This window comes from Cylindrospermum sp. FACHB-282, assembly GCF_014697195.1.
In the GTDB taxonomy this organism is placed as follows: Bacteria; Cyanobacteriota; Cyanobacteriia; order Cyanobacteriales; family Nostocaceae; genus Cylindrospermum.
In genome coordinates this window covers 126439-140132 of record NZ_JACJRJ010000004.1, presented here as the reverse complement: position 1 = coordinate 140132, position 13694 = coordinate 126439, and the positions used below count along the sequence as shown (strand labels likewise).

Genomic DNA, 13694 nt, shown 5'->3' with positions numbered 1-13694 from the left:
AGATAAATCAACCCTAAGAGCTTATATTTGTCCTGAATGTGTTTCCAAACATTTAATAGGGCAACTCAAATTTTCGATTTTAGGTTAAATATTGTCAGAGCTACTTTCTACAAGAGTTTTCAGGTATTATTCGTGACGCAACAAGACCAAAAAACCTCTCGTTCTTTTGCTGGAATTGCTGGCATTGTTGCCGCTGCAACGTTAATTAGTAAAGTCTTTGGTTTAGTACGACAGCAAGCGATCGCAGCTGCTTTTGGTGTGGGTGCTGCTGCTACTGCTTATAGTTACGCTTATATTATCCCCGGCTTTCTCTTAATCCTACTAGGTGGTGTGAATGGGCCGTTACACAGTGCCATTATCAGTGTTTTAGCCAAGCGTAAACGAGAAGAAGCCGCACCCTTGGTGGAAACGGTGACAACCCTGGTGGGTGGATTGCTGTTGGTGGTGACATTTGCTCAGATTTTCTTTGCAGATGCGATCGTTGATCTAGTTGGTTATGGGTTGGAAGCGACAACGAGAGCGATCGCTATTCAACAAATCCGCATCATGGCGCCAATGGCTTTATTTGCCGGCTTAATTGGCATTGGTTTCGGAACTCTCAACGCCGCAAATCAATACTGGTTACTCTCCCTTAGCCCTTTATTATCCAGTATTACCTTGATTGCAGGCATTGGTATTTTGACCTTGCAATATGGCAAAGATATTATTAAGCCAGAATACGCTTTTATCGGCGGCATCGTCTTAGCTTGGGGAACTTTAGCCGGAGCAATTCTCCAATGGGTAGTGCAATTAATTGTCCAGTGGCGGTTAGGACTAGGTACATTACGCCTCAGATTTGATTTTAAATCTCCCGCCGTCCAAGAAGTAATTAAAATCATGACTCCGGCAACAATTTCTTCCGGGATGATGCCCATTAATGTCGCCACAGACCTCTATTTTGCTAGCCCAATCGCCGGAGCAGCAGCGGGTTTTAGCTATGCCACCCTATTAGTACAAACTCCTTTAGGGATTATTTCTAATATTATATTATTGCCCCTGTTACCAATGTTTGCCAAACTTGCCGCCCCCGAAAATTGGCAAGAATTAAAATTACGCATTCGTCAAGGACTGCTACTAACTGCTGTCACCATGCTACCTCTAGGGGCACTGATGGTAACCTTATCTGTCCCCATTGTCCAGGTAGTTTATGAACGTGGTGCATTTAATCAAGAAGCTACCCAGTTAGTATCTTCTCTGTTAGTCGCTTACGGTGTTGGGATGTTTGTTTATTTAGGGCGTGATGTTTTGGTGCGGGTGTTTTATGCTCTAGGTGATGGACAAACACCTTTTAGAATCAGTACTTATAACATTTTCTTGAATATCGTATTAGATGCGATTTTCGTGAAACCTTTTGGCGCTCCCGGTTTGGTGTTAGCCACGGTGGGGGTAAATTGCAGTTCAATGTTGATGCTGTTATTTTTACTAGATCGCAAACTCAACGGTTTACCTTGGAGAGAGTGGAGTATACCGATTTTAGGTTTAACTGCTGGTAGTGTTGCTGCTGGGGTAGCTAGCTATGGTACTTTGCTTGGTTGTCAGCAGGTTTTAGGTAAATCGGGCTTAGTGATTTTGCTGGTTGAGTTGTCGATATCTGGTTTGGTGGGAATTGGCGTATTTGCAATTATTGCTTCTTGGCTGAAAATACCAGAGGTGAATATGTTTGTTTCAAAGATGCGTCAAAAGTTTTTTAAGAAATAGCCTATTTTATTCTTCATCAGATTGATCGATCATCGGTTTTTGAGCAGCTTGCTTGATTCGGAAAGTGACAGAAGAGGGTTATTTCTACAAAGAGGTTTTTGTAACATGGCTTATATTTTGGCAATTGCTGGTAGTCCTTCTCATCCTTAGAGGGAGAAAAAAGACGTACAAACCTTGTTGTTGCCAAGGTTGGTGCTGCTGGCGAGCCAAATAGCTTTTTAAGAGGTAGTCAAAGTTTTTCGATATATGTCTAGCTTTGTCTAGTTTATTGGTTACTAGTAAATAACTCTTGACTTCCAGAAAATATATGAGATACTAATACTTAGAGAACCTAATTATTTTAGAAAGGAAGTAAATTTTACTCGTGACGAAACTTACGGGAAGAACAGAATTTGCGGAAATACCTGCACAGGTTCCAAAATCGGTAATATTGGAAACATTGGAACTGACGCGCCGCTTTGAAAAATTTACAGCCGTTGATGCTTTAGACCTCTCCGTTACGGCTGGTGAAGTATTTGGTTTACTGGGTCCAAATGGAGCAGGTAAAAGTACAGTAATTAAGATGTTAACTACCCTGCTACCAGTCAGTAGCGGGAAAGCATATTTGGCTGGTTATGATGTGACTCGTCAACCGGATGCAGTCAGAAGAGTCATAGGCTATGTACCCCAAGCTTTATCAGCAGATGGTAGTTTGACGGGTTATGAAAATCTTTTAATTTTTTCCAAACTATATGATATTCCTTCTCGACGGAGAAAACAGCAAATCCGTGAGGTGTTAGAGTTCATGGGTTTGGAGGATGTGGCACATCGCTTAGTCGGCACTTACTCTGGTGGGATGATTCGGAAATTGGAAATTGCCCAAGCTATTTTACATCAACCGCAGATTTTATTTATGGATGAGCCGACTGTAGGATTAGATCCAGTAGCGCGATCGCAAGTATGGCAGCTGATGGAACAACTGCGGATTGATTACGGTACAACCATCTTTTTAACTACCCACTTTTTAGAAGAAGCAGATGCTCTCTGTAACCGAGTGGTGATTATGAACCAGGGTAGAGAGATGATCACGGGTTCACCCGCAGATTTAAAAGCAGCGATCACCAAACCAGATGCAACCTTAGATGATGTGTTCATCCACTACGCAGGAAGTCAATTAGTATCAGGAGTGAGTTATCGTGAAACCGCAAGAACTAGACGTGCCACTCAACGGCTGGGTTGAAACTAGATATCAGCGCCCAAAAGGGATTTTTTCTCCCATTAAACAACTATTTACTAAAACCCTGGTAATTACTGAATTAGAAGTGCGAAAACTTCGCCATGATCCTAGTGATTTAGTGATTAGGGCTGTACAACCAGCTTTATGGCTGTTGATTTTTGGGCAAGTTTTTACTCGTACTCGTGCTATTCCTACAGGAGACATACCTTACTTGGATTTTATGACTCCTGGTATTCTCGCTCAAAGCGCACTGTTTGTTGCCATTTTTTCTGGGGGGATGACATTAATTTGGGAGCGCGATTTAGGGATTGTGCATAAATTCCTAGCTGCTCCCATACCCCGTGCAGCGATTGTGTTGGGTAAAAGTGTAGCTTCAGGTGTACGTTGCTTTTCCCAAGTGGTGTTTATTTATCTTTTAGCTTTGTTGTTGGGTGTAAAACTCAATCTCAATCCCTTGGCTTTTTTGCAAGTTGTGCTAATTGTGTTTTTGGGAGCAGGTTGTTTTTGCACTTTTTCCTTAATTATCGGCTGTTTGGTGAAATCGCGGGAAAGGTTTACCGGAATTGGACAATTGATGACAATGCCGTTGTTTTTTGCCAGTAATGCAATTTATCCGATATCGTTGATGCCGGGTTGGCTACAGATTCTTTCGAGGCTAAATCCTTTAACTTATGAGGTAGATGCTTTACGGGGTCAGATGCTGGCGAATGGATCAAGTATTTATGGGTTCGGGTTAGACTGTACAATTCTCCTGTTAACATTAATAGGCTTAACTTTCATCTGTGGACGACTTTATCCACGGGTAGCGATGTAATCAGGAGAAAACCGTCCTATGAGTTTGGATAAACCCTCTGAAGAATGTGCCGCTAGGGTTATGGAAACGGTTCCATTATTGATGCGGTTTATCCGAGCCGAAATGCGGACTCACAGTGGTGATTCTTTATCTATACCTCAGTTGCGATCGCTTGCATTTCTCAATCGCAATCCTGGTGCTTCTTTATCTGAGGTAGCAGAACATTTAGGCGTCACCTGTGCTACAGCATCAACAACTATAGAAAAATTAGTCCAACGTCATCTGGTGCAACGCACTGATAACCCTCAAGAACGGCGACGAGTAGTCCTGAATTTGACCAAGGAAGGAAAGGTGTTGTTGAAGCAATCCCAGGACAAAACTCGCGCTGAAATCGTTGATATTCTAGAGGGTTTGACACCAGAGCAAGTATCACATATTGAATCCGGCTTGACTCTACTAAAAAATGTCTTCGAGCAAACAGAAACCAACTCTCCATAACGGTAAGGCTGCACAACACGATCCTTTTGCAGCCATGAGATTTCGAGATTATCGGCTATTTAGCATTGGGCGTGTACTCCTCTTCACAGGGGGACAAATGCAGACTGTGGCGCTGGGCTGGGAGCTATATGAGCGGACAAATTCGGCGATGGTGCTGGGTTTTATAGGGCTGGCGCAAGTTGTACCGATGATTGCGCTGACTTTGATTACGGGACACGTTGCTGATAAGAGCGATGCCGAAGGCGGGCAAAGCCAACGCAAACGCATTACTTTATTCTCAATTCTGCTGCTAGCCCTTTGCTCAATAGCTTTGGCGTTTATTTCCTTTAATAAAGGTGCCATTTTTCTAGTTTATGCTTGCTTATTATTAACAGGTGTAGGGAGGGCATTCCTCAAACCTGCCGGTGATGCGCTGATGTGGCAGTTAATACCTACGAGTGCTTTTACCAATGCAGCGACTTGGAATAGCAGTAGTTTTCAGTTAGCGTCGGTAATTGGGCCCGCTTTGGGAGGATTTAGCATTGCTATTTTCGGAAATGCGACAGGGGTATATATATTATCTGCGATCGCAGCACTATCATGTTTTTTCCTCACCGCAGCAATCAAACCACAAAAAACCAACTTTGCTAAAGAACCAATATCTCTAAAAACCCTAGCTGCTGGTGCTGAGTTTGTTTGGAATAATCAACTAATTCTCGCAGCCATCACCCTGGATTTATTTGCTGTCTTGTTGGGTGGTGCAGTTGCATTATTACCCATTTTTGCCAAAGATATTTTGCAAGTCGGTCCAGTAGAATTAGGCTATTTGCAAGCAGCCCCATCTATAGGTGCATTGATTATGGCGGCATTGTTGGTATATCTGCCACCTATCCGCAAAGCCGGGCCAGCCTTACTTTGGTCGGTTGTCGGGTTTGGAGTTGTGACAATTATCTTTGGGTTGTCTCGTTGGGTTTGGCTTTCCTTGTTGATGTTGGCATTAAGTGGGGCGTTGGACAGTATTAGCGTGGTAATTCGTCATACCTTGGTACAAATTCGCACTCCTGACCATTTGCGGGGTCGAGTTGCGGCTATTAATAGTGTGTTTATCAGTGCTTCTAATGAGCTGGGGGGTTTTGAGTCTGGTTTGACTGCGGCTTTATTTGGGCCAGTGTTGTCTGTGGTTGCTGGGGGTATTGGGACGATTTTGGTGGTGGTGGCGACGGCGGCGATTTGGCCGGAGATACGGAAGTTAGGAGCGTTGCATGAGGATTGATAAAGGAAATAGTCTCACGCTCCAGGTGCAAAGACACAGAGAAGAGGTTATTATTAACCCTTCAAATAACTAGGGTTCCATTGTAACCAGTAGTTTTCCAAAGCTTTCGCAACTATATCAGCCAGCTTACCGAATAAAGCATATATTACAATACTCAACACCACAATATCAGTTTGCATAAATTCTCTAGCATTAGTTGCCATATAACCAATTCCAGAATCGGCAGCAATTGTTTCCGCCACAATCAGCGTCAGCCACATAACCCCTAGAGAAAACCGCACACCCACCAAAATTGAAGACATTGCCCCTGGTAGGATAATTCGCCAGAATAAACCCCAAGTGTTTAAACCGTAAATTTTACCCATTTCAATCAATCCGTGGTCAACACTGCGAATCCCATGGAAAGTATTGAGATAAATAGGGAACATTACACCCAAAGATACCAGAAATAATCTTGCTTCATCGCCAATACCAAACCATAAAATCACCAGAGGAATTAATGCTAAGTTAGGAATGTTACGAAGCATCTGAAGAGATGTATCTAATAACTTTTCTGCAATTGGAGAAATACCATTTAGTAAACCCAAGCTAAATCCAATACTTCCCCCAAGCAAAAACCCAGATATTGCCCGTAAAGCACTAATACCAATATTTCTAAAAAGTTCACCTGTTTGAGCCAATTTAATAGTTACACCAATAACTGCTGAAGGTGCTGGTAATATCCTCGTAGGAATAAAGCCAATAGAAGACAAGAACTGCCACACTATAATTAGTGTTATTGGCACAAGCCAAGGTATGAATGATTCAAAGTAGCGAGTTTTGATAAACTTAAAATTGGATTTATTTTTTCTCGTTATATATTTTGATGTAAAATCGCTAGAAGAAGAAACTTTCATGATGATTAAGTGAAGATGATGATTATTAGGGGCGAGGTTTAGCTACCGTCAGAATCTGAGAGTTAGAATAAAAACAGGTTATTTTTTACTAATTCTCTGGGGTGTAATAAGTAGTAGGCAAAAAAAATCAACCTATGTTTTGTAAAGTAAGAAATATTGAAACTAGCTCGTAGTAAGGGCTTCAGCCCTCACTACAAACCTTTAATTATTTACGTTGCTCTACTTATCTGTATCAAGACTTTCGCTTTTTAAGGTGTACCTCAGTAGACTAGCAAAAGCTATAATACCAAGCAGCACCTTCAAATAAAGTGGGATCGTATCTATGCAGGAATTGTTGTCATCTATGCAAGTCAACCAATTTTGGATTTGTTACTGGTTAAGTTCTGTCGCTAAAACACAGAACCTAAAATGGACGACTACCAGCTAAACTAATCCGTTTCATCACCCGACGTTGATTAGGGTCAAAAGCTTGCCGATAGTGCAAAGTAGATTGATTATCCCAGTAGACAATATCGCCTACAGACCATTGATGTTGATAATAAAACTGAGGCTGATGAAGATGTTGTCTCAACTGTTGAATTAATTCTGAACCCTCTTGGGGATCTAAACCGACAACTTCAACCTCTGTAGCATAATCTAAATATAAAATCTTCTTGCCATTTTCAGGATGTGTTCTTACTAATGGGTGAGGAAAGACAGGACTAATTAGGGGTATACTCTGATCAAAACGATATTTTGAACGTGGCGCACCTGGTTGATTTAAAAATGGATTATAAGTAATCAATTGCAAATTGGCAATTTTTTGTTTTGTAGACTCATCCAAAGTTTCATAAGCTAAATTCAGATTTAACCACGAAGTATTTCCACCTTGAGATGGGACTTCCAAAGCATAGAGTAGAGAACCACTAGAAGGATAGGGTGTCCATTTATGGTCTGAATGAAAAGCTAATTCACCTGTGCCTGTGTAGCCACCATCGACATTAGCAACGGGAATTATAACTGGTGTGACTCCTGGCTTGGAAGCTAGAACTGGAACATTGTCTGGTGGTACAAATAGCGAACCAAAGTTAAACGAGAAGGTTAAGAATTGCTCATCATTAAGGGTTTGATTTTTGAAGATGAGGATATGATAGTCACGCAATGCTTGCTGTAATTGCAAAATTGTCTCAGGAGTAACAGGTTTTGCAGCATCCAATCCAGTTACAACTGCTCCCAATGGTGCATCAAGAGGAGTAATTTGGAAGTTAGTTAAAGTAAGTGTGGGCATAATCAAAAATTAAGTCAAAACGTTATGGAGAAATTTCTATTTTTTAGCAAGCACTTCTTTGGGAGTAATTTCGGCATATTGTTCAGGAGTTAAAAACCCATCTCTGACATTTACCTTTTTGGGTATGAGTCCTAAACTTAACCATTTATCGGCTACTTCCTGTTGCTTTGTGATAACTTCTTCAGTAATTGGCACTAATTTAAAATCATATTTGCTATGCATTTTATCTAATGTTGGTACATCAAGCTGAGTTGCCGAGGTGAGCAACTGAGCAATTCCTTTCGGATGATTTCTTGACCAGACTTGTGCTTTTTGTAATTCGTCCAGAAATACTTTAATTACTTCAGGATTTTCTAGATAGAATTTGCGACTTGTGGAATAAAAGTTGTTAGTATCTCGCAAACCTCCACTGCCATCTATCAGCACACGACCAACTTTGTTTTCTACGTTTCTAGTCACAAATGGTTCCCAGATAAACCAAGCATCAACTTTACCTTGACTAAAGGCTACATTAGCATCTGGAGGTGCTAGAAAAATTGACTCTACATCAGTTAGTTTAAAATTTTCTTTTTCTATGGCTCTAACTGTTAAGTAATGACCAATAGATGCTTTTTGGAAGGCAATTTTTTTACCTTTCAAATCTTTGAAATTGTTAACTGGGGAATTGACAGGAACTAAAAGTGAAATTGCTTGACCATCAGAGGAGTTAGCTGCTAAGTATACAAGAGGTGTGCCAGCGGCTTGGGAAAAAATTGGGGGTGATTCGGCTGTAGAAGCAATATCAAGTCCACCTGCATTTATAGCTTCTAGCTGTTGGGGGCCAGCGGCAAATTCAGACCATTCAACTTTGTAACCTAGTGGTTCTAATCGTTTTTCCAGAATACCTTGCTTTTCTAAAACTGCAAGGGCGGTAAGTTGTTTAGCACGGACAATTCTGACTACTTTTTTACTATTACTAGAGCTAGATATACTAGATGTATTTGTTGTGTTGGAAGTAGATAGGATCGCTTTTCGCTGAGTGTCATTCTGGGGGTTGCTGCAACTAAACAGCGTGGTAGATAATACTAAGCTGTAGCCAAAAGCAAATAAGGCATGACGGCGACTGATACGTCGGCGTTTCCATGATTCAAATTTATCTTGCCAATTTTCCATTTATCAACTTACCTTTTTGTTGCTTTTTTTTAATGCAAAATTGAATTAATTCTAAATTGAAGAATTTTTAATTGTTCTCATTTTGCAATTTTCATAAATTGGCAAATAAGGTGGAATTACCTACCTCAATTAGCTGTAGTAGAGGCATACTGTGGCGAAAGATTGGGCGTTAGGAATATTGAGTAACAATTGGCAATTCTTGATTGAGTACCCAATTACCGAGATCGCATAATTTGTAATCTACGGGCGGGATTGTAGAGAGTGAAGGTGCGTAAGTCCCGCTAGTGTCTATGTTAAACACGAGTATCATCTGATTCGCTACATCATAGAAATGATTCAAAAATCGTTTCTACACATCTTCAGGATTGTTCAATTCCTGCTGCACCAAATTCATCCAATTCTCCTGAATCTTCTGGTGAAAATAACTTACCGTCGAATACTAAAGTATCACCGAGTTTATCCAAACGACCTTCTACTAATTTTATGCCCTAAGTAGCAAAAAGTTCGCGCAGTAATGCCTATCTATATTTACAGGATTGTTATTTTGCAAAAATTCTCGGTTACGGCTTTCCCAATGCCAAAGGATATCTGCGTACAAACTTGCACCTCAACAGGATAACCTAACTTTTCCCGTATCTGTGCAGATTTGGTTTTTTGAGGACGTTCTATGGCAATAGTCATCATGCTGTCTCCAAATACTTTCTAATAACGGCATTTATGCAGACACTGAACTCAGGAAATAAGCAGATTCTGCTACTAATTCTTTTTGTAGGGATTCTTGCTTACCCATTACTCTGTCTAAAATACTCTCCACAGTTTTCGCAAACTTCGCATTTCCTCTAGCCCGTGGTCGTGGGAGGTCAATTTTCACATTCATACTGATTTGACCGTTTTCAATCAAAACTACTCGGTCTGCCAGTACAACCGCTTCTTCAACATCATGGGTAATTAACAGTGCTGTAAATCCTTGTTCTTGCCATAAACGTTCTAATAATTGCTGCATTTCAATTCTGGTTAGGGCATCCAATGCTCCCAAGGGTTCATCTAGTAGTAATAAAGAAGGTTTACTAGCCAAGGCTCTTGCTAAAGCTACCCGTTGCCGTTGTCCACCAGAAAGGACGGAAGGCCATTCATGGGCGCGGTCTTCTAAGCCCACCTCACGCAGCACTTGTAAAGCTGTTTGTTTGGCATAAACTTTAGAGTTAGAACCTAATAAACCTAACTCTACATTTGCCAACACTCGCTGCCAAGGTAACAATCGCGCATCTTGAAACATCATACGGATAGTTGGATTCATGCGCTGTTCAGTATATTTGCCATTCAATAAAACATTGCCGCCACTGGGGGCGTCTAGCCCAGCAACTAAACGCAACATTGTACTTTTACCACAGCCACTCCGACCCACAATGGCTACAAATTCTCCTGGCTGAATCTCCAAATCAATTTCTTGTAAAACAGTTTTGTTTCCAAAAGACTTGGTCAGCCCTTCAAGATTTAATTGCATTCCTTTTACTTGATTAGTCATATTCAAAACCTCTCATTTTAGATTTTTTACTAGTCAGTTCAGCAAAAGTGTGAACTAAAAATAAGCAACGCTCGTAAAAAGTTCTTTACAACCGAAATTTCTACAATGTCTAGCTAATGTTTATTTATTTTTCGGTTTGAGAACACCAGTGAATTGACAGAAACTTCCCCTCAATCGGCTTGAGTGTCTCTCAAGCAAAAGCCTTAGTAAACAAGCATCTAGCATTGATACCAATATGTTTGTTGTTCAACCAACATTGTTTTAGGCACAAACTACAGTAACTCGGTAGGATTGCCGTAGCTTTGTTTTAGTTTGACACAATTAGATTCAAAAAGCAAGTATTTTTTAATCTAATTGTACAAAAAAAATCCCCATAAACTAGTGGGGATTTACATCATTAAAATTCTTCGCAATTAACTAATTAATTGCTTATATCAAGCAAAATAATTTGTATTTGAGAGCTATTTAACGTAATTTAAAATCCAAATTCTTCAAAGCCTCCCCCAACCTATCCCGACCAGATAAAGACTCGCCAGATGCTACCCTTTTAGTAGAATGTTCTGACCAATCACCAGGAATGTTCATTTGCTGCGAACTATAGAAATCTTTCATGATTTGGTTGTAGAGTGATATTCCCTCATCTTGTTCTGCAAGTTGATAAATTTCCCTATGTAGCACTACAGACTGAGGCAACCGTGGTTTAATAGCTACATTCACTATAGGATCAGCATAACCAACACACAAACCAAACACAGCAACCACATGGGGAGGTAAATTCAGAACCTGCGCCACTTCCTCTGGTTTGTTCCGCAATGCACCGATATACACTGTTCCTAAACCAAGAGATTCTGCTGCAACTACCGCATTTTGTGCCGCCAATGCTGCATCTATGGCTGCCATCAGAAACATTTCTAAATAATCCAAACCTTCATGGGGTACTCCCCGATTTTCGGCGATATATGTCAATCTTGCTAAATCTGCTAGCCACACTAAAAAGAGAGGACTCTGGCGAATATGTGCTTGATTATTAGCCAGTTTCGATAATTCTTCTTTGCGATTTGGATCTTCCACCGCAACTACACTCCAAGCTTGAAGATTCGAGGAAGTAGATGCAGATTGGGCTGCGGCTATTAAAACTTCTAAAGTTCCTGGAGGTAAGGCATCAGGTAAGTAAGCACGAATCGACCGATGAGATAGCAGAGTGGCTAATGTTTCACTCCAGGGAATATCTGGATTAAACTTTCCATGACCATAACGGTGATTGAGTAATTCCGTTGGATTATTCACCATAATTCGTAATTGTTTTAACTATCAATTTTTAGCTTAAAGATGGATGAAAGTACACAATTTTACTTTCTGTACTTTTAGTCAAGACTTACACAACTGGCATAATTAGTAAGGTGCGTCTTGAGCAATTAAAAATTAGAGCAGAGCGACTGACGCACCCTACAAGAAACATTGAGTGTGACGCACAGCTTTAGTCCTATTAGTGACAAAGCAGTGTATTGCTCAGGTGTAAGTACTGCTTCCTTAACATTAATTTGTTTAGAAATTAATTTCAACACTTTCCTGCTCTATACAGCCTGCACTTGATTTTGAAAGTTAAAACCTGAAGGTAGTACGAAGCCAACCAACTAGACTACTAGGATTGCTGGCATCCGAGTCTGGTGCAGTAACCCAAATAAATCCAGGCGTAACTTCAATGTTATCAGTAAGTTTATATTGATACCATCCCTCAACGTGCAAAGAGATATCTTTATCTGCTTGACCCTTGCCGGCTCCCAAATCTACATTCTTACTCAGGCTAGTTAGTGTTGGTGCCATACCCACAAAAATAGCGCCTAAGCTACCTTTTTTTCCCAAATCAGGAGATGTTAGTCCTACTCCCCAGTTCCAGACCTGACCATCTCCATGTCCCAAATAACGATGGGCTGAATAACCCACAAAACTATTGATTGCCAACTTCGGATTAAGTTTATATAATGCCCCAATGCCATAAAGGTTTCCTACTGTTCCTGCCCCGGCTACAGTGCTGTTTGCCAAGTTACTGCCAGCGGCTGGCCCAAAGTTTGTTCCACTTTGACCCGTTGCACCTGGCGCGCTGTAGGTATTAGCGTAACTCAAACCAAGCCGAAAATTTTTCTTGGGGCTAAAGTATGTTATTTGTCCAAAGGCGACATATCTGCCTGTAAATAAGCCATTATTAGGTAGAGGGTTGTCACCATTAGGCGCACTGTATGATAACCCTAATTGAAACTGGTCATTCAGATTATGGAGTATGGCAATTCCCGGACCTGTATCTCCATAGTTATAGACCATATTCCGGCGGGAAAATCTTGATATCCCATTAGAAGCAGACCCTTCAAATGGATTTGTCGGACCACTTAAGCCGATTTCATTGGCTCCATCAGACTGAGCAAAAATGTTGAATTGTGTCTTTTTACCAATTGGAAAACGATAACGGATACCACCAAGAACAATCTGATTGGGTTGGAAACGAGGACTGCGATTATCTGCGGTTCTGCCATCAAAAGTTCCAAAAATTCCAGTTCCTCTTCCTCCTAAAGACTCAATATTTCCACCTGAGAGTGTTAGTCGCAGTTGATCTTTACCAGTAAAACTGGTATTTAAAACTAAGCGAGCCTGGTCTTGAAATGTGATGGTACGGGGTGCGGGTTTTTTGGTGATAACGTTATTGCCCGCGAGAACTCCTCCCAGCACGAACTGAACTTGACCGCTTAGTTTGGTTGTTGTCGAGAACTGATTGGCTTCTATCTCTGCTGTCCGTGCTTCTAAGCTATCTAATCTTCCGCGTAATTGAGTAAGTTCGGTATTAAATTCCTCAGTTAGGCGCTGTATGGTTTGCAAATCTGTTTTTAAAGCCAGATCAGATGTAGATGATGCAATAAGTTTGTTGACTTGATCTAAGCAAGCATTTAGTCCTGCTGCAAATTCATAGCGACTTAAGGAATGATTGCCTTTATATTTGCTATCTGGATAGCCAACAATACAACCATAGCGTTCTACTAAAGATTGCAAAGCTTGAAAAGCCCAGTCAGTCGGTTGGACATCTGAAAGCTGAGATACAGATGTAACTTGTGACTCATCAGCTGAAGAGGAAAGTCCTTGTACAGGTTCTTGTTGGGAAATTATTTGACTAACGTTGTCAGAGGCAGGAATATTTATGTTGAGAGGTGATAAAGTCTCTTTATCTGTTGTCTCATTTTCTCCTCCTCTTTCACTGGCAAGAGTTTTCGTATTAGCTGCTAAGACTAATAGCACTACAGATATTGGCAAGGTTAGCAATAAATTCCAAGCAGTTTTTTTCATTTTGATCACTACACACACGCACACACAG

At 40.8% G+C, this 13694-nt stretch carries 11 protein-coding genes; 5 read left to right on the top strand and 6 right to left on the bottom strand.

All coding sequences use genetic code 11. The annotated features are described in order from the left end of the window. Positions 1 to 132 precede the first annotated feature (132 nt). The 5 genes from murJ (at position 133) to H6G32_RS03550 (ending at position 5496) form a co-directional block, all read left to right on the top strand. The gene (gene murJ, locus H6G32_RS03570) at positions 133 to 1737 is read left to right on the top strand and encodes a murein biosynthesis integral membrane protein MurJ (RefSeq protein WP_190454857.1); all 1605 of its coding nucleotides are present in this window, start codon (positions 133 to 135) and stop codon (positions 1735 to 1737) included. 364 nt (positions 1738 to 2101) lie between these two features. Continuing rightward, positions 2102 to 2956 (top strand): ATP-binding cassette domain-containing protein, encoded by an 855-nt coding sequence (locus tag H6G32_RS03565; protein WP_190454853.1) that lies wholly within the window; start codon positions 2102 to 2104, stop codon positions 2954 to 2956. Beyond that, on the top strand, positions 2913 to 3767 hold the full coding sequence (locus tag H6G32_RS03560; protein WP_190454850.1) for an ABC transporter permease: 855 nt from the start codon (positions 2913 to 2915) through the stop codon (positions 3765 to 3767). The genes H6G32_RS03565 and H6G32_RS03560 overlap by 44 nt, the downstream gene beginning before the upstream one ends. A gap of 18 nt (positions 3768 to 3785) precedes the next feature. Next, entirely contained in the window at positions 3786 to 4244 is a 459-nt protein-coding gene (locus H6G32_RS03555; protein ID WP_190454847.1) for a MarR family winged helix-turn-helix transcriptional regulator, read from the top strand. Beyond that, positions 4210 to 5496, top strand: coding sequence for an MFS transporter (locus H6G32_RS03550; RefSeq protein ID WP_190454845.1), 1287 nt, complete (start codon positions 4210 to 4212; stop codon positions 5494 to 5496). Before H6G32_RS03555 ends, H6G32_RS03550 begins: the two co-directional genes overlap by 35 nt. Before the next feature lie 53 nt (positions 5497 to 5549). Here the strand turns inward: H6G32_RS03550 and ssuC are convergent, their stop codons facing one another. The 6 genes from ssuC to H6G32_RS03515 all read right to left on the bottom strand — a co-directional run bounded on the left by ssuC (position 5550) and on the right by H6G32_RS03515 (position 13666). Further along, entirely contained in the window at positions 5550 to 6392 is an 843-nt protein-coding gene (ssuC, locus tag H6G32_RS03545; RefSeq protein ID WP_190454842.1) for an aliphatic sulfonate ABC transporter permease SsuC, read from the bottom strand. 403 nt (positions 6393 to 6795) lie between these two features. Continuing rightward, positions 6796 to 7659: a TauD/TfdA dioxygenase family protein gene (locus H6G32_RS03540; protein WP_190454839.1), complete on the bottom strand. Its 864-nt coding sequence runs from the start codon at positions 7657 to 7659 to the stop codon at positions 6796 to 6798. A 36-nt stretch (positions 7660 to 7695) separates the two neighbouring features. Continuing rightward, positions 7696 to 8811 (bottom strand): aliphatic sulfonate ABC transporter substrate-binding protein, encoded by a 1116-nt coding sequence (locus H6G32_RS03535; protein ID WP_190454836.1) that lies wholly within the window; start codon positions 8809 to 8811, stop codon positions 7696 to 7698. A 715-nt stretch (positions 8812 to 9526) separates the two neighbouring features. Continuing rightward, the gene (locus H6G32_RS03525) at positions 9527 to 10336 is read right to left on the bottom strand and encodes an ATP-binding cassette domain-containing protein (protein WP_190454830.1); all 810 of its coding nucleotides are present in this window, start codon (positions 10334 to 10336) and stop codon (positions 9527 to 9529) included. A gap of 465 nt (positions 10337 to 10801) precedes the next feature. After that, complete coding sequence (locus H6G32_RS03520; protein WP_190454953.1) at positions 10802 to 11623, bottom strand: NADPH-dependent oxidoreductase; 822 nt, start codon at positions 11621 to 11623, stop codon at positions 10802 to 10804. A 315-nt stretch (positions 11624 to 11938) separates the two neighbouring features. Further along, on the bottom strand, positions 11939 to 13666 hold the full coding sequence (locus tag H6G32_RS03515; RefSeq protein ID WP_190454827.1) for an iron uptake porin: 1728 nt from the start codon (positions 13664 to 13666) through the stop codon (positions 11939 to 11941). Positions 13667 to 13694: the final 28 nt, after the last annotated feature.

Coding starts and splice junctions, on each gene's coding strand:
- H6G32_RS03555 (WP_190454847.1), top strand. CDS start 3,786: ATGAGTTTGGATAAACCCTCTGAAGAATGTGCCGCTAGGGTTATGGAA.
- H6G32_RS03550 (WP_190454845.1), top strand. CDS start 4,210: ATGTCTTCGAGCAAACAGAAACCAACTCTCCATAACGGTAAGGCTGCA.
- ssuC (WP_190454842.1), bottom strand. CDS start 6,392: ATGAAAGTTTCTTCTTCTAGCGATTTTACATCAAAATATATAACGAGA.
- H6G32_RS03540 (WP_190454839.1), bottom strand. CDS start 7,659: ATGCCCACACTTACTTTAACTAACTTCCAAATTACTCCTCTTGATGCA.
- H6G32_RS03535 (WP_190454836.1), bottom strand. CDS start 8,811: ATGGAAAATTGGCAAGATAAATTTGAATCATGGAAACGCCGACGTATC.
- H6G32_RS03525 (WP_190454830.1), bottom strand. CDS start 10,336: ATGACTAATCAAGTAAAAGGAATGCAATTAAATCTTGAAGGGCTGACC.
- H6G32_RS03515 (WP_190454827.1), bottom strand. CDS start 13,666: ATGAAAAAAACTGCTTGGAATTTATTGCTAACCTTGCCAATATCTGTA.